Below are 18,779 nucleotides of genomic sequence, written 5' to 3'. Positions count from 1 at the left end.
CAGCAGAGCCGAGCCCATGCTCGGCTTCCTGTTGCCGAAGAGCAGCCGAGCACGGGCTCGGCTCTACAGGTGGCGCATCAGAACCGGTAGCGCGCGCCCAGCGAAACGAACTGCCCGCGCAGGTTGTACTGGCTGATGTCGAAACCGTTGGAGCCGCCGGCCGGGTCGAACGGCGGGTCCTTGTCGGTCAGGTTCAGCACCGACAGCGACAGCGTGGTGTTGGGAATGCCTTCGTACGCCACGTACAGGTCCAGCTGGTGATACGGCTTGACGCGGTCGCGCAGGCCCGGATTGCTGGTGGCCGTCGCCACGCGCTGGTCGTAGCCGCTCACGTACTGCAGGCTCAGCGTGCTGCTCCAGTCGCCCACCGCCCAGTTCAGCGAGGTGGTGCCGCGCGTACGCGGCAACGCGCCGTGGCGATTGTTGCCAGCCCCCTCATACGGCGCCTGACCGGCTACCAGCGGTTGCTTGAAGCTCAGCAGGTGGGTCCAGCTGCCGGCCACGGTGAAGTTGCCCCAGCCCTCGGTGCGGAAGGTGTGGTTGGCGTCCAGGTCCAGCCCGGAGGTGGTCAGTTCGCCCTGGTTGGCGTACCGGTTGGTGATGAACTGGATGCGCCCCTGCGCATCACGCTGTACACGGCCGGGGAACAGCGTCGGGTTGTCGACGATGAACTGCGCGCTGTCCGGCTTGACCAGGTTGTCCTGCTCGATGCGGTACCAGTCCAGGCCGATGCTGGTATCGCCATCCGGCGACCACACCGCGCCCACGTTGAAGTTGCGCGAGCGTTCGGCCTTCAGGTCCGGGTTGCCGGTGCGGATGTTGGTCACGCCACGGCTGCCACCGGGCTGCAGCGGATCCAGCGGATCGATCACCGAGCCGTAGCTGACGGTCTGGCCTGGCGCGATTTCCGGCAGCGAGGGGGCGCGGAAGCCGCGCGAGAACGAACCGCGCAGCAGCAGGCTGTCCAACGGCTGCCAGCGCAGTGCCAGCTTCGGCGAGAACGCCTTGCCGAAATCATCGTAGTGGTCGCCGCGACCAGCCACCTGCAGCTCAAGCGTGCGGTGCAGCGGCACGCTCAATTCGGCGTAGGCGGCGCTGACCTGGCGCTCGCCGTTGACCACGTTGATGGCCGGGCGCAGTTCGGTGCCCGACAGCACCTGTGCACTGGTGCGCGCATCCAGTGACTCCTTGCGGAACTCGGCACCCCAGGCGAAGCCGACCGCACCGGCCGGGAGGTCCCACAGCGAGGTCGAGGCCTTGACGTTCAACGCGTGCAGCTTGTACCAGCCTGGCCGCTTGGTCTGCAGGCGCAGTGCATCCAACGCGCCCGGCGTGCTGGACGGATTGAGGAAGTTGTAGCTGCCATCGCGCAGGATCTGCTCGAACGCGTAGCGGTTGACGAAGTTGTCGACGTATTCGCGCTGCGCGCTCTGCGAGGTCAGCGCCGCCACTTCCCAGTCCCATCGCTCGCCGCTGCCGCGCACGCCGGCCAGCGCACGGTAGAACACCTGCGTGTTGTCCTTCAGGCGCGGGCCGAGATCGAAGAAGGTGTACTCGAACGGCAGCGGCGCGCTGCCCGGGTTGTTCGGGTGGCCGACCGGCAGCACCGCCGGCACGTCGATCAGGGTGCCGGTGGCCGGGTTGTAGGCACGCAGGCCCGGGCCGACGGTCAGCGGCGCGCTGAAGATCTGGTCGGCCTTGTTGTGGCTGTACAGTACGTCGGCGAAGGCTTCGACGCTGTCGTTGAAGCGGTAGGTCGCGCTCAACGACGCCTGCAGGCGCTCGGCGCCGGGCTGCAGGGTCTTGAACGGCTGGGCGTTGAAGGCGCAGGCCTGGCCGGGCAGGGTGCTGCCGAAATCGCTGTACGGGCGCAGCTGGCTGCCATCCGGGCAGTTGGCGAACGGTTGCGGTGCGCGCGGGTTGGACAGCCAGTTGCCACCGGCGGTGGACCAGCCGGCCAGGCGGCCACCGGGCTTGTCGCGGAAATCGCCGCTGCGGGTGTAGGCACGCTGGTCGGCGTCGAGGCGATCACGCTTGAGCAGGTCCAACCCGAACAGCACGTTCCAGCCCTGCTGTTCGAGATCACCGAAGCCGGCCAGCAGGTTGGCCTTGTGCTCATCGAGGCCGCCCTGGGTGGCGGTACCGAAGCCGCCGCCGACTTCCACGCCCTGGAAGTTCTTTCGCAGGATGATGTTGATGACGCCGGCGATGGCATCGGAACCGTACACCGCCGAGGCGCCATCCTTCAGCACTTCGATGCGTTCCACTGCGCTGATCGGCAGCGCGTTGAGGTCAACGAAGGTGTCCTGCGTGTTGAGCGCAAAGCCGAAGTTGGACACGCGATAGCCGTTGACCAGCACCAGCGTGTTCTTCGGCGACAGGCCGCGCAGGCCGATCGATGCAGAACCGGCGGCGAAGCTGCCGGTGTACTGCTCGTCGAAACTGTTGCCGGCATTGGCCGACAGGTTGCGCAGCACGTCGGTGAGGGTGGAGCGACCGGTCTGCTCGATCTGTTCGCGGCTGACGATCTGCACCGGGTTCGGCCCGGCGGTGTCGCTGCGCTTGATGTTGGAGCCGGTCACCAGCACGGTGCCCAGGGTAGTGCTGTCCTTGCCGGCATCGGCGGTTTCAGCGGCGCCGGCAGCGCCGGCGGTGAGGCCCAGCGCGATCGCGCCGGCAAGCAGGTTCAGGGTGGTGCGGTACATGGAAGCGACAACGCCGAACGGGGGAGGAGCCGTCAGTACCGCATGCAGGCAAGTACGCCTTCCAATGACGAAAGCGCATTCAGTTATACATCACAGGTTCTTAACGAACTGACTCGGTGGGTGCGGACCGTTGGTCCGCACTCCTCCTGGGGGTCAGATCCCTTTCCAGCGGAAAGGGATCTGACCCCGGTTGTCCTACCCTCAAGGCCGCAGCAGCACCTTGCCGTTGCGGCCCGAACCGGCGCCCGCCTTCGCTGCCTGGGTAATGTCGTCCAGTGCGAAGATCTGCTCCACCGGCAGGGTCAGTTCGCCGCTGGCCGCACGCTTCAGCAGCTCGCCGACCAGCCGGCGCTTGTCCTCCACCGCCATCGCCTGGCTGACTTTGCTGCCCCAGAAGCCCTTCACCGTGGCCTCCTTGTAGATCAGGCCACCGGCGGGAATGCGCATCGGCTCGCCGCTCATCACCCCGAACGACACCAGCGTGCCGTGGTGGCCGAGCAGGTCGACCAGGTCACCGCTGGCGTCGCCGCCGATGGAATCCACCGCGGCCGCGGCCTGTGCTTCGCCAGTCGCTTCACGCACGCGATCCTTCCAACCCTCCACCGAGGTGTCGAACACATGATCGATACCCAGCGCCTGCAGTTGCGCGACGGCATCGGCATTGCGCACCAGGTTGGCCACATGCACGCCACGCGCCCGCGCCAGCATCGCCAGCGACTTGCCCACCGCGCCATTGGCGGTGTTCTGCACGATCCACTGGCCTGCTTCGACGTGCAGGAATTCCAGCAGCATCAGCGCGCTCAGCGGCATGGCGATCAGCTGCGCGGCCATTTCGTCGGGGATCGCCTCGGGCATCGGAATCACCATGCGTGCCGGTGCAATGAACGCTTCGGCCCAGGTGCCATGCACCGAGGCGGCGGCCACCCGCTGGCCGATCTGCAGGCCGTCGACGCCTTCGCCGAGTGCATCGACCACGCCCAATGCTTCACTGCCACCGATCGCCGGCAGTGTCGGCTTGTAGCCGTAGAGGCCGCGCACGGTCAGCAGGTCGTGATTGTGGATCGAGGCCAGCACGGTGCGGATGCGCACCTCGCCGGGGCCGGGCTCGGGGAGGGTGGCATCGGCAATGGCGAGGACGTCGGCCGGGTTGCCGAAGGAAGGGTACTGGGCAGCGCGCATGGGCGGTGTTCCGCGGAAAGTTGATGTTGTACCGAACTGGGGACGCAGGCGCTGTCGACAAGGCGCCGCAGGTGCAACACGGCATCCTGCGACTGATCGTCGCGGCATGTCGTGATTGCCGCATCTTGTGTTGACGGTTCCGATTATCCCCACTATGTTGTGGTCGTCACTCCCGGTCAGCCGCCGCCGCCGGACACGCAGCAAACGTCCCGCGGCCCGCCCCTGAAGGCTTGCCGTGTCGACGCGGCCGCCATCGTGCGGACCCAGATCGCCCCCACGGCCCGGATACCGGCCGCAGGCGCAGGCTGTTGCCGACGATCTGGTGTTCCCGCGCTTTGGCATCCCACCCCGACCGCCCCGTGCGCCGGTATCGCGTGCAGGGCCGCCATGGCATCGACCGCCAACGCGCGTGCGAGCCTGGAGCTTCACCACCATGACCGACAGTACCTTCCGCGTGGCCGATCTGGCCGGCGCTGGCGACGCCTTGCGCGCCGGTGGCGAGCGCGTGCCGACCTGGATCACCAAGGAGGCCGGCAACCGCCGCCTGCCATTCGACGCCGGGCGACTGCAGCGCAGCATCGATGCGGTGCACGCCGAGTTCCCGCAGCTGGATGTGAGCGACTACCGCCGCGTGGTGCAGGCAATGGTCGAGCGCAAGCCCAGCATCAGCGCCGATGACCTGGTCGATCTGCTGATCCGCGAGGCCGAATCGCGCGTGGACCTGGTCGCGCCGGAGTGGGAGCAGTTTGCCGCGCGCATCTACCTGCGCCGCCTGTACAAGCGTGCCAGCCGCAACCGCTTCTACGATGTCGGCCTGAAGTACGGCTCCTACGTGGGCCTGCAGGAAAGCCTGGCTGACCGCGGCATCTACAGCAACGACATCCTGCGCTGCTACTCGAAGGAAGAACTGCAGCAGGCCGGCGGGATGATCGACCCGGAACGCGACCGCCTGTTCGCCTACAACGGCCTGTACCTGCTGGCCACGCGCTATCTGGCCAGCGACCGCAGCCGCGAGGTCTATGAGCTGCCGCAGGAGCGTTGGCTGACCATCGCGCTGTACCTCATGCAGGAAGAAAAGCCGCGCGAGCGGCGCATGCAGCTGGTCGGCGAGGCGTACTGGGCGCTGTCCAACCTGTACATGACGGTGGCCACGCCGACCCTGGCCAACGCCGGCAAGGTCGGGGGGCAACTGTCCAGTTGCTTCATCGACACGGTGGACGACAGCCTGCAGGGCATCTATGACTCCAATACCGACATCGCCCGCGTGTCCAAGCACGGCGGCGGCGTGGGTGCCTATCTGGGCTATGTGCGCAGCAGCGGCGCGCCGATACGGGGCGTGCCCAATTCCTCCGGCGGCGTGGTGCCGTGGATCAAGCAGCTCAACAACACCGCAGTGTCGGTCGACCAGCTTGGCCAGCGCAAGGGCGCGGTGGCGGTGTACCTGGACATCTGGCACCGCGACATCGAAGCCTTCATGGACCTGCGCCTCAACAACGGCGACCAGCGCCTGCGCGCGCATGATGTGTTCACCTCGGTGTGCGTGCCGGACCTGTTCATGGAAGCAGTCGAACGCCGTGCCGACTGGTACCTGTTCGACCCGCACGAGGTGAAGCAGGCCAAGGGCTGGTACCTTCAGGACTTCTACGACGAGAAGCGCGGCGCGGGCAGCTTCCGCGACCGCTACGCCGAACTGGTGGCCGACGAGCGCATCAGCCGGCGCACGGTGAAGGCGATCGATCTGTTCAAGCGCATCATGCTCAGCCAGCTGGAGACCGGCAACCCGTTCCTGTTCTACCGCGACGAGGTCAACCGCCGTAACCCGAACAAGCACGCCGGCATGATCTATTCCAGCAACCTGTGCACCGAGATCCTGCAGAACATGAGCCCGACGCGGATGATCCAGGAGATCGTCAGCGGCGACCAGATCGTCACCACACGCCGCGCCGGCGACTTCGTGGTCTGCAACCTGTCTTCGATCAACCTCGGCCGCGCGATCCATGCGCCGGATGACCTGCTGGCCACCGATGTGCTGGAGCGCCTGATCCCGATCCAGGTGCGCATGCTGGACAACGTGATCGACCTCAACGCACTGCCGGTGCCGCAGGCCACGATCACCAACCGCAAGTACCGCGCCATCGGACTGGGCACGTTCGGTTGGCACCACCTGCTGGCGCAGCAGGCGATCCAGTGGGATTCACCGGATGCCGAACAACTGGCCGACCGCCTGTATGAGCGCATCAATTTCCTGACCATCCAGGCCAGCGCGCAACTGGCGAAGGAAAAGGGCAGCTATCCGATGTTCACCGGCAGCGATTGGCACAACGGGCGTTACTTCCGTGATCGCGACTACACTGGCGCCGCATGGGACAGCCTGGCGCGCGAGGTCGCCACGCACGGCCTGCGCAACGGCTGGCTGCTGGCGGTGGCGCCGAACATGAGCACCGCGCAGATTGCCGGTTCCACCGCATCGATCGACCCGATCTACAGCGCGTTCTACTACGAGGAAAAAAAGGACTTCCGGCGGCCGGTGGCAGCGCCGGGGTTGTCGCTGGAAACCTGGCCATACTACGAGAAGGGGGCGTACAAGGTCGACCAGTTCGCCAGCGTGCGCCAGAACGCGCGTCGCCAGCGCCATGTTGATCAGTCGATCAGCTTCAACCTGTACGTGCCCAGCACGATCCGCGCCAGCACCCTGCTGGAGCTGCACCTGAGCGCCTGGCGTGAAGGCCTGAAGACCACTTACTACGTGCGCTCCAACGACATCGACATCAGCGAATGCGAGTGGTGCGCCAGCTGACCGCTGTAGCGCCGAGCCCACGCTCGGCTCCGACGCGAAGAGCAGCCGAGCATGGGCTCGGCTCTACATCTGCAACGCACGTAATACGAAGGTAGACGACCATGGCAACCCCCCTCGACCGCATCAAGATCCTCGAACCGCGCCATCCCAACCGCAGCACCGGCATCATCAACGGCCGCACCAGCGGGATCCTGAACTGGAATGACATCCCGTACCCGTCGTTCTATCGGGCCTACAAGGAGCTGTCGACCAACTTCTGGATCCCCGACGAGGTCGACATGAAGGCCGATGCGCGCCAGTACGGCGAGCTGTCCGGGCGCGAAAAGAACGCCTACGACTCGATCATCGGCCTGCTGGCCACGCTCGACTCACCGCAGACGCGCTTCATCTACAACGTGGCCGAGTACATCACTGACCCGGCCGCGCATGCCAATGCCGCGATCATCGGCCAGCAGGAAGTGATCCACAACGAGAGTTACAGCTATGTGCTGGCCTCGATCACCGACCTGCCGAACCAGAACCGCGTATTTGAACTGGCGCGCACCCATCCGACCATCATCAAGCGCAACGCGCCGATCATGGGCGCGTATGACGACTTCATGCGCGAGAAGACCGCCGAGACCCTGTTGAAGTCGTTGATCCAGTCCTCGATCCTGGAGGGCATCAACTTCTATTCCGGATTTGCGTACTTCTACAACATGGTGCGGCAGAACCGCATGACCGGCACCGGCAAGATCATCAGTTTCATCAACCGCGACGAACTGGCCCATACCAAGTTCATCAGCGAGCTGATCCGCGCCATCATCGGCGAGAACCCGGAGCTGCAGACCAACGAGCTGACCGCCTATGTGCACCAGGCGTTCGAGCACGCCATCGAACTGGAAACCCAGTGGTCATCGGAAGTACTGGACGGCATCGATGGCATCGATGTGGAGGAAATGACGCGCTACGTGAAGTACCGCGCCAACAAGATGGCCGGCATGCTCGGCATCGAGCGCCTGTACAGCGACACCACCGACAACGTGATGCCGTGGATCAAGGCCTACGCTGACAACTTCACCGAGACCAAGACCGACTTCTTCGAGATGCGCAATGCAAGTTACAAGAAGACCAACGTCGACAACGGCTTCGACGACCTCTGAGTCCGGCACGGCGCTGAGCATCCTGCTGGTGGTGGCCTCACTGAGCGGCAACACCCGCGAGCTTGGCCGGCAGATTGCCGAGCGTTGCCGCGCTGCAGGCCATGCCGTGCACTGGCAGGAGGCCGACGACCTGCAGCAGGCGCCGTCCCTGGCGGCCGACGAGGCCGACCTGGTGCTGCTGGGCTGCTGGACCGACAACGCCGGCCGCACGCCTTCGGAGATGAAGGCATGGGTGGCTGGCATCGCCGAGCGCGGCGAGCGGCCGCGGCAGCTGGCGGTGTTCGGTACCGGCGAGACACAGTGGGGGCAGGAGTACTACTGCGGTGCTGTGCACCGGCTGATCCGCTACTTCCACAGCGACTATCCGCCGCTGGAGATCGAACAGATGCCGCATGGCGAGCGCCATGCCGCGGCCATCGAGGCTTGGACCGATGCGGTCCTGGCCCATTACTGGAGCAACAGCGATGCAGATCATCGACGCCACCACGCCTGAGCAGTTCCAGCAGCTGCTGGCCGAACACCCGCGCGTACTGGTGGACTTCCACAAGGACCAGTGCCCGGGGTGCCGGATGCTGGAGATGTCGCTGCACCGGGTGGCCAACAGCGTCGCGGGGCAGGGCACCACGCTGCTGCGCGTGCAGCTGGAGGTGCTGGGCGAGGCGTTCTTCAGGGAACTGGGGCTGCGGCAGACGCCGACGCTCTCGCTGTTCCGTGACGGGGACGAACGTACCCGCCTGGCAGGGTTCCAGTCGCCGCAGCAGATCGAGGCCGCGATTGCGTTGCATCTGTAGCATGGAGATGGCGGGGTCGGAGCCCTTGCCTGCGGCAAGGGGTCCGACCCCAGGGATGCGGTTTACGCCCCGGCGAAGGTGTCCACCAGCAGCTTCACGTTCAACACCACGATCACCAGCGCGATCACCCAGGCGATCGCGCCCAGCCAGCGCGGTGCGACCAGCGCGCCCATCGTCACCTTGTCGGTCACGATCCGTACCAGCGGGATGATCGCGAACGGCAACTGCATCGACAGCACCACCTGGCTCAGCACCAGCAGCTTCACCGCGCCCTGGTCGCCGAACAGCAGGATCACCACCACCACCGGGATGATGGCCAGCGCACGCGTGATCAGCCGACGCAGCCACGGCGGCATTCGCAGGTGCAGGAAGCCTTCCATCACGATCTGGCCGGCCAGCGTGGCGGTCACCGTCGAATTCAGGCCCGAGGCCAGCAGGGCCACCGCGAACAACGTCGCCGCCGCGCCCACACCCAGCATCGGTGCCAACAGCTGGTGCGCCTGCTCGATGTCTTCCACATCAAATCGGCCATTGGCATGGAACACCGCCGCCGCCAGGATCAGGATGCTGGCGTTGATGAACAGCGCCAGGGTCAGCGCGAGGGTGCTGTCGGTCACCGCCCAGCGCAGCGCACTGCGGCGGCCTTCATCGGTACGTGGGTAGGCGCGGGTCTGCACGATGGACGAATGCAGGTACAGGTTGTGCGGCATCACGGTGGCACCAATGATGCCGATCGCGATGTACAGCGCGTTCGGATCGGTCACCACCTGCGCGCGCGGAATGAAGCCGCCCAGCACCGCCATCACCGGCGGCGCAGCCATCGCGATCTGCACCACGAAGCAGGCGAAGATCACCATCAGCAGCGCGATCACGAACGCTTCCAGCGCACGGAAGCCGCGGTTCATCAGCAGCAGCACCAGCAGCGTGTCCAGCGCGGTGATCACCGCACCCCACAGCAGTGGCAGATCGAACAGCAGTTTCAGTGCGATGGCGGTGCCGATCACCTCGGCCAGGTCGCAGGCGATGATCGCCGCCTCGCACAGCGCCCACAACGCCAGGTTCACCGGCTTGGGGTAACGCGCGCGGCAGGCCTGCGCCAGGTCCATGCCGGTGGCGATGCCGAGCCGCGCCGACAGCGCCTGCAGGATCACCGCCATCAGGTTGGAGATGAGGATGACCGACAGCAGCAGGTAGCCGAAGCGCGAACCGCCGGCGAGGTCAGTGGCCCAGTTGCCAGGGTCCATGTAGCCGACCGAGATCATGTAGCCCGGGCCGAGGAAGGCCAGCAGGCGGAACCACCAATGGCCCTTGTCGGGCACCGCGACCGAGGCGTTGAGCGCACCCAGGCTGGCCGGAGTGGAGGCCGAAGGGTCGCTGGGCGCCAGGGTATTCATGGGTCCGAATATAGCTCCTGCTATAGTCATTAGCAATGTGAAACAATCGTCTTTGTCGTGTGACTGGTCCAGAATTCAGGTTCAACACCGGATTGCACCGGAAGGACAGGCGTAGGCGTGGGCAAGACCGACGATTCGACATCGCTGAAAAGTACCCCCTTGATCGAGGCCGAGCGCCAGGTCGAGAGCTTCCGGCAAGTGCGCGAGGCGCACCGGATGGAACTGGTGGAGGACTATGTCGAGCTGATTTCGGACCTGCTGGCCGACGGCGGCGAGGCCCGCCAGGTCGACATTGCCACCCGACTGGGCGTGGCCCAGCCCACCGTGGCGAAGATGCTGCGGCGCCTGGCCCGTGATGGCTGGGTGGTACAGCGGCCGTACCGTGGCGTGTTCCTGACCCCGGAAGGCGAAGCGCTGGCCCACGCCAGCCGCCAGCGCCACCAGACCGTGGAGCGTTTCCTGCTGGCGCTGGGCGTGGACGCGGATACCGCGCGGCGCGATGCCGAGGGCATCGAGCACCATGTGAGCGAGCAGACGCTGGCCTTGTTCGAAGCCTTCGTGCGCAAGGCCGAGGGCGAGGCGCCGTAACGGTAGCGCCGGGCCATGGCCTCCGGCCGTTCGCGCGATCCCGGTTTTTGTAGAGCCGAGCCATGCTCGGCTGCCGTTCGCACGGTGATCGAATGCGTCGAGCGTGGCTCGACTCTACAGATCGGGCGGGCAGCGCGCCTGCTGCTGCGCACACGCCCGTTTCATCCATTCCTTCAACACCGGCTGCAGGCCTTCATAGCGCCGGCCTTGCCAGCCGTTGGCCAGCACCGTGCCGTCGGCATCGATCAGTACCAGGTTCGGCGGTGCCAGCCCGGCCAATGCCTGCAGCGCCGGCATGCGCGCGGCGCGGCGCGGGTCCAGCACCGGCCACGGCATGTCCTGCGCGTGCATGTAGCGGCGCAGCGCGCTCTCGCTCTCATCCAGGCTGACGTACACCACTTCGGTATCGGCGCCGGCCTGGCGCAATGCGTCGCGCACGCTGCGCAGCGTGGGGACGAAGGCATGGCACGGTGCGCACCAGTCGGCACCGAAGTACAGCGCGACCAGCTTCGGCGGCGGCGACCACTGCATCGGCCGCAGCGAGCGCTGCTCCGGCCGCATCAACGAGGCCGAGACCTGCGCGTGCAGGTCCGCAGCCACCGTCGGTGCGGCCGGCAGCACGGCACAGGCCAGCACCAACGCTCGCAGCGCTTCAGAACGCATAGCGCAGGTTGACATACCACGAGCGCGCGAAGCGCGGCCCGTAGACATAGTCGCTGTCACGCAGTGCGCCCACTTCCAGATCCTTCTGGCGCTGATCGAACACGTTCTTGACGCCCGCGGCCACCGACACTTCCTGCTGCGCCTGTGCGCCCAGGTGACGGTGCCAACGCGCCCCGAGATCGGTGACCAGGAACGAACGCGTGCGGTGCAGTTCGCCCAACCGGTTGTTCAGCACCGACATCGGCCCGGTATGGCGCAGCGCGACGAAGGTCTCCCACGGTTCGGCCGGCATCCAGCTGAGCTGGGCCAGGCCGGTCCAGCGCGGAGTCTTCAGGTAGTCGCGGCTTTCGATCACGGTGTCGCCACCGTCGCCGCTGTCGTCGAAGATGCGCTGCGGCTCGCGGAAGCGCGAGCGGTACCACGAGGCGCCGGCGGTCAGGCGCCACTGCGGCGACGGCTGCCAGCCGAGGTTGGTTTCCGCACCCAGCACGTCCGAGCCGGAGGCGTTGTAACGCTGCTGGCTCAGCTGGCCGTCATCGCTGCGCTGGATCTCGCCCAGCGCGAAGGTATCGCGGATGCGTGCATAGGAGGCGGTAGCATCCCAGCTCCACACCGGATTGGCCGGGTCCGAGCGCCAGTCGAAGCCGAACAGGGTGGTCAACGCGCGCTCCTCCTTCAGGCCATCGGTATTGCGCACGCGCACCTGCTCGCCGCCGAGCGTATCGACGTGCACATCCTCAACGAAGATCTCCGGAGCACGGAAGCCGGTGGCGATGCCCGCCCGCCATTTCAGGTTTGGCGTGGCCTGCCAGGCCAGCGCGATGCGCGGCGAGAACACCGCGCTGTCCAGTTCCGAGCTCTTGTCCACGCGTGCACCCAGCACCAGGTCGACGTTGTCGCGCAGGCTCCATTCGTCCTGGATGAACGCGCCCAGGTTGTGGAAGGTCGCATCCTCCAGCACCGCAAGACGCTGCCCGTCACCGGTGCGGTTGTCGTCGCGCAGCGCCTCGTGCTTGTACTGCACGCCAAAGGCCAGCGCATGCGCGCCCAGCCGCCAGTTCAACTGGCTGTCGATGTAGTGCAGCGGGTTGTGGGTGCGGCCGTACTGGCGCCACGAACGCGAGGCCGCGCTGCCGGCCACGTTGCGGTCCAGCTGCGACGGGTCATAGCCGGGTGCGGACGGATCGGTGACTACGTCGCCGAGACCGCCGTAGAAGCTGTCGCGGTCGATGTCGGCGAAGGCGTAGGCCAGGCGGAAATCGACGTCGGCAGTGATCTCCTGGTCCCACGACACACTGCCGCGCCGGTATTTCGTATCCAGCGATTCGGCGATGTTGGCCAGGTATCCGGGCTGGTCCAGGCGGTTGCCGCCGCGGCGGGTTTCATCGGTCACCTGCAGGTCCAGGCGCAGCCGCGTGCCCGGCGTGGGCGCGTACCAGGCCTGCAGCCCGCCGACCTTGAGGTTCTTGCGGGTGATCTCGGTGTAGCCGTCACCGTTGTAGTCGATGCCGTTGTTCCAGTTGCGCTGGGCAATCACGGACAGGCCGGCGTCTGCGTCCCTGGCCACCAGGTCCAGCCGCAGGTCGGCGTTCTTCTGCGGCGTACCTTTCAGGACATCCACGCCGGCCTGCACATGGCCACCACTGCGCGCCGGCAGCGGCGGAATCAGGTTGATCACACCGGCAACCGCACCCGGGCCGTACAGCGCCGAGCCACCGCCCTTGACCACTTCGATGCGGTCGACGAACCCGGCCGGGATCTGTTCCAGGCCGTACACGCTGCCCAGCGTGGACAGCAGCGGGATGCCATCGAACAGCAGCTGGTTGTAGGCACCGGGCAGGCCCAGCAGCTGCACTTCGCTGGTGTTGCAGTTCTGGCAGTTGCTCTCCACGCGCAGGCCGTTGATCAGCTCGGCGGCGCGCGAGACGTCGGTGGCCGCGCGCAGCGCGATGTCTTCCTTGCGCAGCACCTCGGTGCGGATCGGCACGTCCGACAGCAGGCGTTCGCTGCGCGTGGCGGTGCTCACCTTGACCTGCACACGGTCCAGTTCGGTCGGTTTCGGAGTGGCGGCCAGTGCAGCCAGCGGCAGGGTCAGGGCAATGGCGGCGGCCAGGGGCAGCCGATCGAAGAGGGGCGTGGCAACGGGCATGAGGGCGTCGTCCTTGGGGGAAAGAAAGGCGGCGAGGGCGACCTGGCTGACGCATATGAAAGCAGTTGCTTATCAATATAGCAAGTGCTATATAATGACGCCGCCGTCATTCCGAGCGGAACGCCGATCGAGCCAGATCATGGATGTGTTATAACATTACATTTGGCGGCCGCAACCCTGCCTGTGGTCATGCACGGAGGTTGGTGTTGCTGTGTGGTTGGGGTCAGAGCCCTTTCCCCTGGAAAGGGATCCGACCCCGGGGGCGATCGTCAGCCGCGGCGGAACGCGGCGGGCGTGCGGGCGCCGACGATGATCATGCGGATCATCGTGGAGATCTCTTCGATCAGCTCCGGGTCCTTCTCCGGCGGCAGGTCCATGGCGGTGGCACCCATCGCGAACACCAGCCGGGTGATGGCCTTGGCCACCAGTTCCGGGGCATGCAGCACGGCGCCGTCCAGCGCGGCCAGGCGCACCAGGTCGTGCTGCAGCTCTTCCTCGAAATAGTGCAGCTCACGTTCGACCGCGTGCTTGAAGTCGTCCGAACCCACCGCGCCTTCGCGCAGCAGTACGTGCAGCAGCTTGTCGTCGGCGCGCAGCTGTTCCATGAAGGTCTCCACCGAAACCCGCACCACGCTGGTGGCGGTGGAGGTGGCACGCTGGCGGGCCTCGCCGATGATGGTCCGCAGCGAACGGCCGGCGGCGTCGATCAGCGCCACGGCCAGTTCGTCCATGTCGCGGAACTGCCGGTAGAAGCTGTTCGGCGCGATGCCGGCCTCACGTGCCACTTCGCGCAGGCTGAGCGTGGACAGGCTGCGGTGCGGCCCGATCAGTTTCAGGGCGGCGGCCAGCAGGTCCTCGCGGCTCACCGTACGGCGGGCCGGGCTGTTGGCATCTTCAGGCGTCGACAAGGCGGTGGCGGCGGCCATGGGGGTTCCGGTGGGGCGAGGCTGAATCATACCCAATCCGGTTCAATATACACATGTATACACAGGTGTATGTGCGCCCGTATAGTTCGCCCATGAGCGCTGTCGTCCGTCCGTCCCTGTTCTCTCCGTACCGCTGGGTCTCGCCGTCGCTGTTCGATTTCTGGGCGGGCCAGCTCAATCCCCTGTGGACCCTGCGCGAGCCGGTGGCCCGCCTGGTCCGGCGAGAGCCGGCCGGCGAGGGCGCGGCGACCCTGGTCCTGCGCACCAACCGGCACTGGGCCGGCATGCGCGCCGGCCAGCACGTCACCCTGGGCGTGGAGATTGAAGGGCGCCTGTGGCAGCGCAGCTACAGCCCCACCGCACTGGGTCGGCGCGAGCTGGCGATCACCGTCAAGGCGATCGACGGCGGCCTCGTCAGCCAGCACCTGGTCAACCACGCGCAGCCGGGCGAACTGTTCCGCCTCGATGCCGCCTTCGGCGAGTTCCACATGCCGGCTGCGGCGCCGGTGTTGCTGCTGGCTGCCGGCAGTGGCATCACGCCGATGCGCAGCCTGTTGCGCGACGCCTGCCAGCGCCCGCTGGCAGCGCCGGTGGACCTGTTCTACTGGGAACGCAGCGCCGCCCACCTGCAGTTCCGTGATGAGCTGCAGGCGTTGGCCGCCAGCCAGCCGAACCTGCGTGTGCATCTGCTGACCACCCGCGAAGGGGATGTGCCCGCCGCACGTATCGATGCCCACGACCTGCAGGTGGCGGGCGATGACACCCCGTTGGCGCAGCGCCATGTGCTGGCCTGCGGCCCGGACGGCTTCGTTGCCGCCGCCCGCGAACGCCTGGCGCACCAGGTTGCCGGTTTCCAGGCGGAAGCGTTCACTCCTCCCGCACCGCTGCGTGACGCCAGCAGTGAAGGGGAGGTCGTGCTGACGCTGGCGCGCAGTGGCCGCCAGCTGAGCGTGCCGCGTGGCAGCTCGTTGCTGGAAAGCCTGGAAGCCCATGGCATCAAGCCCAGGCATGGCTGCCGCATGGGCATCTGCAACACCTGCAGCTGTGACCGCGTCAGTGGCGCCACCCGCCACCTGCGCACCGGCGACCTGCAGTCCGAATCGGCGCAGCCGGTACGGATCTGCGTGAGCGCACCGACCACCGACCTGACCCTGGATCTCTGAGGACGCCTGCCATGACCCGCGCTACCGACCGTGCCCTGAGTACTGCCGAGATGCATGCCTTCGGTGAGGAACTCGACGCGATCCGCGACCGTGTGATCGGCAGCCTCGGCGCCTCCGATACCCGCTACATCCGCCGCGTGGCCGCCGCCGTGCGCTGGTTTGGCGTGGGGGGCCGTGGCCTGCTGTTCCTGGCGGCGTTCTCGCCACTGTTCTGGATGCCGCTGCTGTGGCCGGCCGCGATCACCGGCACGCTGCTGCTGGCGCTGTCGAAGATCCTGGAGAACATGGAGCTGGGCCACAACGTCATGCACGGCCAGTTCGACTGGACCGGCGACCCCAAGCTCAACGGCAATACCTATGAGTGGGACATCGTTGCCACTGCCGACAACTGGCGCAAGACCCACAATTTCCGCCACCACACCTATACCAACGTGCGTGGCATGGACGATGACATCGGTTATGGCCTGCTGCGCATCTTCCCGGAGCAGCGCTGGAAGCCGTTCTACCTGCTGCAGCCGATCATCGCGCCGATCTTCGCGCTGCTGTTCCAGTGGGGCGTGGCCGCGCAGGACCTGCGCCTGGGCCGCTGGCTGAAGGGCCGTATCAGCGGCCGTGCGATGTGGCTGCAGACCCGCCCGGTGGCGCGGAAAATGGCCCGCCAGGTGCTGAAGGACTACGTGTTCTTCCCGCTGCTGGCCGGCCCGTTCTTCCTCACCGTGATGCTGGGCAACATGGTGGCCAACGGACTGCGCAACATCTGGACCTACGTGATCATCTTCTGCGGCCACTTCACCGCCGAATCGGAAACCTTCCCGAAGGAATGCCTGCGCAATGAATCGCGCGGCCACTGGTACCTGCGCCAGCTGCGCGGTTCATCCAACATCAGCGGCGGCTTCCTGATCAACGTGCTGTCGGGCAACCTCAGCCACCAGATCGAGCATCACTTCTATCCGGACCTGCCGGCCAACCGCTATGCGGCCATTGCCAAGGAAGTGAAGGACATCTGCCGTCGCTACGGCCAGCACTACAACAACGGCTCGCTGCCGCGCCAGTTCGGCCAGGTGGTCTGGCGCATCCTGCGCCACGCGTTCCCGAGCAAGCCGCGCCGCCTGCCGATGTCGGACATCATGTCCGCACCGGCATCGGCCAACGCGGGCTGATCAACTCAGCCCGCCTTCGCCGGCTCCGCCTGCTCGCGGTCCAGGCGGCGCAGGAACACCTGCATTTCCTTGCGTGCCTGCTGGTCGCCCTTGCTGCCGGCCACGCTCAATCCGCGCTGCCAGGCTTCGCGCGCCGCCTGCGGCTGGCCACTGGCCAGCCAGGCCTTTCCCAGCAGCTTCCACGCCGCCGAGTACTGCGGATCAAGCACCACGCAACGGCCCAGATGGGTGGCCGCGCGCACCGGGTTGCCGGCATCCAGCCAGCCCTTGCCCAGGCCGAAGCGCAGCAGCGCGCCATCCTTGCCGGCGGCGAGCATGCATTCCAGAGCTTCGATGTTCATCCGCGCACCTCCACCAGCAGTTCGGCCGGGCCGGGCTGGAAGCGGCCGCGATGGAACAGCAGCGGCGCGCCGCCGTTCTCGTGCACGTCGATGATGCGGCCGGCCAGCAGCAGGTGATCGCCCACCGGCCACTGTGCGTGGCGGGTACAGGTGAGATGGGCGACCGCACCGGCGATGCGGGGTGGGGCGTCCTCGTCGTCATCCAGCAATGCCAGGCCGTCGAAGCGATTGCGGACCTGCGGGTCGGCGAAGCGCCGGGCCAGCGCTTCCTGGTCGGCCGCCAGCACGCTGATTGCAAAGCGGGTGGCGCGCTGGAAGGTGGACAGGCTCTGCGCGTGCAACGCCAGGTTCCACAGCACCAGCGGTGGCTGCAGCGAGACCGGTGCGAACGAGTTGATGGTCAGGCCGACCGGCTTGCCCTGTGCATCGCGCGCGCAGACGATGGCCACGCCGGTCGGGAAATGGCCGAGCAGCCGCCGCAGGGCACGCGGCGGCATCTCGACCGACGGCACCGGCGCCGGTGCGGGGAAGACCCCCGCCCACGGCCCGGCGTACGGCACTGTCTCGCCGCTCATGAGGCCCGGGCCTGGCGGTAGCGCCGGCCGACCTCGGCCCAGTTGATGATGTTGAAGAACGCACCGATGTAGTCCGGGCGACGGTTCTGGTAGTGCAGGTAGTAGGCGTGTTCCCAGACGTCCAGCGCGAGGATCGGGGTATTGCCTGACAGGCCCACGGTTGCACCCATCAGCGGGCTGTCCTGGTTGGCGCTGCTTTCGACCTGCAGGCGGCCGTCGCGATCACTGGTCAGCCAGGCCCAGCCGCTGCCGAAACGGGTCTGCGCGGCCTTGCTGAAGGCGTCCTTGAAGGCATCGAAGCTGCCCAGGTCACGGTCGATGGCGGTGGCCAGTTCCTCATCGGGTGCACCACCGTCGGCGCTGAGCACGGTCCAGAACAGGCTGTGATTGGCGTGGCCACCGCCGTTGTTGCGGACCGCGCCACGCTGCGCCTCGGGCACGGCACCGAGGTTGGCGATCAGCGCCTCGACCGGCTGTTCGGCGATGCCGGCCTGTTCGATGGCGGCATTGAGGTTGTTGACGTAGGCCTGGTGGTGCTTGCTGTGATGGATCTCCATCGTGCGCGCATCGAAGTGTGGCTCAAGGGCGTCGTAGGCGTAGGGGAGCGGGGGAAGCGAGTACGACATCGAAGCAATCTCCGTGGGGAAGGCCAGTGGCTGGCCGTGGGGAGATTGTTATCGCACCTCAACATTGGTTGAGGTCAAGGGGCGGGATTGAAATGCGTGCGCGTTCGTCGCCTTGATTCTTCCTGGCAGGCAGGGGCTGATGGGTCAGCGCAGGACACGCCGTGAACCCATCCATGGGGGCTCGATGGCGCCATCCGTGGCGCCAACGGTCCTGCGCTGACCCATCAGCCCCTGCAGGACAGCTCCCTGCGCTGGCGCGGAGACGGAGTCAAAGGCAGGAGCAGGAGCGGCATGGTAGTGCCGGCCGCTGGCCGGCAATCAGCGAAGGTCGGGTTGCCGGCCAGTGGCCGGCACTACCAGAACCCGCTTTTCGAACCTCACCGGCGCGCTGTTGCGCTGCCCGCGCTCGCAGGAAACCGTCGGGTGGCGGGGGAAGGGGCTGGCCGGGACCGTTGGCGCCATGGATGGCGCCATCGAGCCCCCAAGGATGGGTTTACGGCGTGTCCCGGCCAGCCCCTTCCCCCGTCACAGCCGATATCAACAAAAGCGCCGGCAGGCGAACCAGCCGCCAGCGCCTTCA

At 66.7% G+C, this 18,779-nt stretch carries 16 protein-coding genes; 7 read left to right on the top strand and 9 right to left on the bottom strand.

Annotation, left to right across the window (positions count from 1 at the left end; translation table 11 throughout):
- Nucleotides 1-77 precede the first annotated feature (77 nt).
- Together ACT6SE_RS11880 and ACT6SE_RS11875 are read right to left on the bottom strand one after the other, a co-directional pair.
- Entirely contained in the window at nt 78-2,705 is a 2,628-nt protein-coding gene (locus tag ACT6SE_RS11880) for a TonB-dependent receptor (protein WP_046431072.1), read from the bottom strand.
- Nucleotides 2,706-2,906: 201 nt separating this feature from the next.
- On the bottom strand, nt 2,907-3,884 hold the full coding sequence (locus ACT6SE_RS11875; RefSeq protein ID WP_046431070.1) for a zinc-binding dehydrogenase: 978 nt from the start codon (nt 3,882-3,884) through the stop codon (nt 2,907-2,909).
- A gap of 433 nt (nt 3,885-4,317) precedes the next feature.
- Here ACT6SE_RS11875 and ACT6SE_RS11870 point away from each other — a divergent pair, with 433 nt between their 5' ends.
- From ACT6SE_RS11870 to ACT6SE_RS11855, 4 genes are all read left to right on the top strand, one after another.
- Nucleotides 4,318-6,681 (top strand): ribonucleoside-diphosphate reductase subunit alpha, encoded by a 2,364-nt coding sequence (locus ACT6SE_RS11870; RefSeq protein ID WP_046431067.1) that lies wholly within the window; start codon nt 4,318-4,320, stop codon nt 6,679-6,681.
- Between the two features lie 101 nt (nt 6,682-6,782).
- On the top strand, nt 6,783-7,823 hold the full coding sequence (locus ACT6SE_RS11865; RefSeq protein ID WP_008267116.1) for a ribonucleotide-diphosphate reductase subunit beta: 1,041 nt from the start codon (nt 6,783-6,785) through the stop codon (nt 7,821-7,823).
- Between the two features lie 13 nt (nt 7,824-7,836).
- Nucleotides 7,837-8,316: a flavodoxin gene (locus ACT6SE_RS11860; RefSeq protein WP_041864216.1), complete on the top strand. Its 480-nt coding sequence runs from the start codon at nt 7,837-7,839 to the stop codon at nt 8,314-8,316.
- Nucleotides 8,288-8,614, top strand: coding sequence for a thioredoxin family protein (locus ACT6SE_RS11855; RefSeq protein ID WP_005409967.1), 327 nt, complete (start codon nt 8,288-8,290; stop codon nt 8,612-8,614). Before ACT6SE_RS11860 ends, ACT6SE_RS11855 begins: the two co-directional genes overlap by 29 nt.
- 62 nt (nt 8,615-8,676) lie before the next feature.
- On the opposite strand, the gene ACT6SE_RS11850 is transcribed toward ACT6SE_RS11855, so the two are convergent.
- Nucleotides 8,677-10,008, bottom strand: a complete 1,332-nt coding sequence (locus ACT6SE_RS11850; protein WP_046431063.1) for an Nramp family divalent metal transporter — start codon at nt 10,006-10,008, stop codon at nt 8,677-8,679.
- 117 nt (nt 10,009-10,125) lie between these two features.
- Here ACT6SE_RS11850 and mntR point away from each other — a divergent pair, with 117 nt between their 5' ends.
- Nucleotides 10,126-10,596, top strand: a complete 471-nt coding sequence (gene mntR, locus ACT6SE_RS11845; RefSeq protein ID WP_014647435.1) for a manganese-binding transcriptional regulator MntR — start codon at nt 10,126-10,128, stop codon at nt 10,594-10,596.
- A gap of 114 nt (nt 10,597-10,710) precedes the next feature.
- Here the strand turns inward: mntR and ACT6SE_RS11840 are convergent, their stop codons facing one another.
- The 3 genes from ACT6SE_RS11840 to fabR all read right to left on the bottom strand — a co-directional run bounded on the left by ACT6SE_RS11840 (nt 10,711) and on the right by fabR (nt 14,334).
- On the bottom strand, nt 10,711-11,259 hold the full coding sequence (locus tag ACT6SE_RS11840) for a thioredoxin-like domain-containing protein (RefSeq protein ID WP_046431061.1): 549 nt from the start codon (nt 11,257-11,259) through the stop codon (nt 10,711-10,713).
- The gene (locus ACT6SE_RS11835; RefSeq protein WP_046431059.1) at nt 11,249-13,408 is read right to left on the bottom strand and encodes a TonB-dependent receptor plug domain-containing protein; all 2,160 of its coding nucleotides are present in this window, start codon (nt 13,406-13,408) and stop codon (nt 11,249-11,251) included. The genes ACT6SE_RS11840 and ACT6SE_RS11835 overlap by 11 nt, the downstream gene beginning before the upstream one ends.
- A 269-nt stretch (nt 13,409-13,677) precedes the next feature.
- Nucleotides 13,678-14,334, bottom strand: coding sequence for an HTH-type transcriptional repressor FabR (gene fabR, locus ACT6SE_RS11830; RefSeq protein WP_014647432.1), 657 nt, complete (start codon nt 14,332-14,334; stop codon nt 13,678-13,680).
- A 92-nt stretch (nt 14,335-14,426) separates the two neighbouring features.
- Between fabR and ACT6SE_RS11825 the strand changes: the two genes are divergently transcribed.
- Both ACT6SE_RS11825 and ACT6SE_RS11820 read left to right on the top strand, forming a co-directional pair.
- Nucleotides 14,427-15,497: a ferredoxin reductase gene (locus ACT6SE_RS11825; RefSeq protein ID WP_046431056.1), complete on the top strand. Its 1,071-nt coding sequence runs from the start codon at nt 14,427-14,429 to the stop codon at nt 15,495-15,497.
- 11 nt (nt 15,498-15,508) lie between these two features.
- Complete coding sequence (locus ACT6SE_RS11820; protein WP_014647430.1) at nt 15,509-16,657, top strand: fatty acid desaturase family protein; 1,149 nt, start codon at nt 15,509-15,511, stop codon at nt 16,655-16,657.
- Between the two features lie 5 nt (nt 16,658-16,662).
- Here ACT6SE_RS11820 and ACT6SE_RS11815 read toward each other — a convergent pair whose 3' ends face one another.
- Genes ACT6SE_RS11815 through ACT6SE_RS11805 form a run of 3 tightly spaced genes read right to left on the bottom strand, consistent with a single transcriptional unit; the run spans nt 16,663 to nt 18,199 of the window.
- Complete coding sequence (locus ACT6SE_RS11815) at nt 16,663-16,998, bottom strand: tetratricopeptide repeat protein (protein WP_014647429.1); 336 nt, start codon at nt 16,996-16,998, stop codon at nt 16,663-16,665.
- Entirely contained in the window at nt 16,995-17,573 is a 579-nt protein-coding gene (locus ACT6SE_RS11810) for a flavin reductase family protein (RefSeq protein WP_046431054.1), read from the bottom strand. The genes ACT6SE_RS11815 and ACT6SE_RS11810 overlap by 4 nt, the downstream gene beginning before the upstream one ends.
- Nucleotides 17,570-18,199, bottom strand: a complete 630-nt coding sequence (locus tag ACT6SE_RS11805) for a superoxide dismutase (RefSeq protein WP_046431053.1) — start codon at nt 18,197-18,199, stop codon at nt 17,570-17,572. Before ACT6SE_RS11805 ends, ACT6SE_RS11810 begins: the two co-directional genes overlap by 4 nt.
- Nucleotides 18,200-18,779 lie beyond the last annotated feature (580 nt).

The sequence above is a fragment of the Stenotrophomonas sp. LC732 genome, from assembly GCF_052446685.1.
GTDB classification, from domain to species: Bacteria; Pseudomonadota; Gammaproteobacteria; order Xanthomonadales; family Xanthomonadaceae; genus Stenotrophomonas; species Stenotrophomonas muris.
This window is presented reverse-complemented; position numbering and strand designations above follow the sequence as displayed.

Coding starts and splice junctions, on each gene's coding strand:
- ACT6SE_RS11880 (WP_046431072.1), bottom strand. CDS start 2,705: ATGTACCGCACCACCCTGAACCTGCTTGCCGGCGCGATCGCGCTGGGC.
- ACT6SE_RS11875 (WP_046431070.1), bottom strand. CDS start 3,884: ATGCGCGCTGCCCAGTACCCTTCCTTCGGCAACCCGGCCGACGTCCTC.
- ACT6SE_RS11870 (WP_046431067.1), top strand. CDS start 4,318: ATGACCGACAGTACCTTCCGCGTGGCCGATCTGGCCGGCGCTGGCGAC.
- ACT6SE_RS11865 (WP_008267116.1), top strand. CDS start 6,783: ATGGCAACCCCCCTCGACCGCATCAAGATCCTCGAACCGCGCCATCCC.
- ACT6SE_RS11855 (WP_005409967.1), top strand. CDS start 8,288: ATGCAGATCATCGACGCCACCACGCCTGAGCAGTTCCAGCAGCTGCTG.
- ACT6SE_RS11850 (WP_046431063.1), bottom strand. CDS start 10,008: ATGAATACCCTGGCGCCCAGCGACCCTTCGGCCTCCACTCCGGCCAGC.
- ACT6SE_RS11840 (WP_046431061.1), bottom strand. CDS start 11,259: ATGCGTTCTGAAGCGCTGCGAGCGTTGGTGCTGGCCTGTGCCGTGCTG.
- ACT6SE_RS11835 (WP_046431059.1), bottom strand. CDS start 13,408: ATGCCCGTTGCCACGCCCCTCTTCGATCGGCTGCCCCTGGCCGCCGCC.
- fabR (WP_014647432.1), bottom strand. CDS start 14,334: ATGGCCGCCGCCACCGCCTTGTCGACGCCTGAAGATGCCAACAGCCCG.
- ACT6SE_RS11825 (WP_046431056.1), top strand. CDS start 14,427: ATGAGCGCTGTCGTCCGTCCGTCCCTGTTCTCTCCGTACCGCTGGGTC.
- ACT6SE_RS11820 (WP_014647430.1), top strand. CDS start 15,509: ATGACCCGCGCTACCGACCGTGCCCTGAGTACTGCCGAGATGCATGCC.
- ACT6SE_RS11815 (WP_014647429.1), bottom strand. CDS start 16,998: ATGAACATCGAAGCTCTGGAATGCATGCTCGCCGCCGGCAAGGATGGC.
- ACT6SE_RS11810 (WP_046431054.1), bottom strand. CDS start 17,573: ATGAGCGGCGAGACAGTGCCGTACGCCGGGCCGTGGGCGGGGGTCTTC.
- ACT6SE_RS11805 (WP_046431053.1), bottom strand. CDS start 18,199: ATGTCGTACTCGCTTCCCCCGCTCCCCTACGCCTACGACGCCCTTGAG.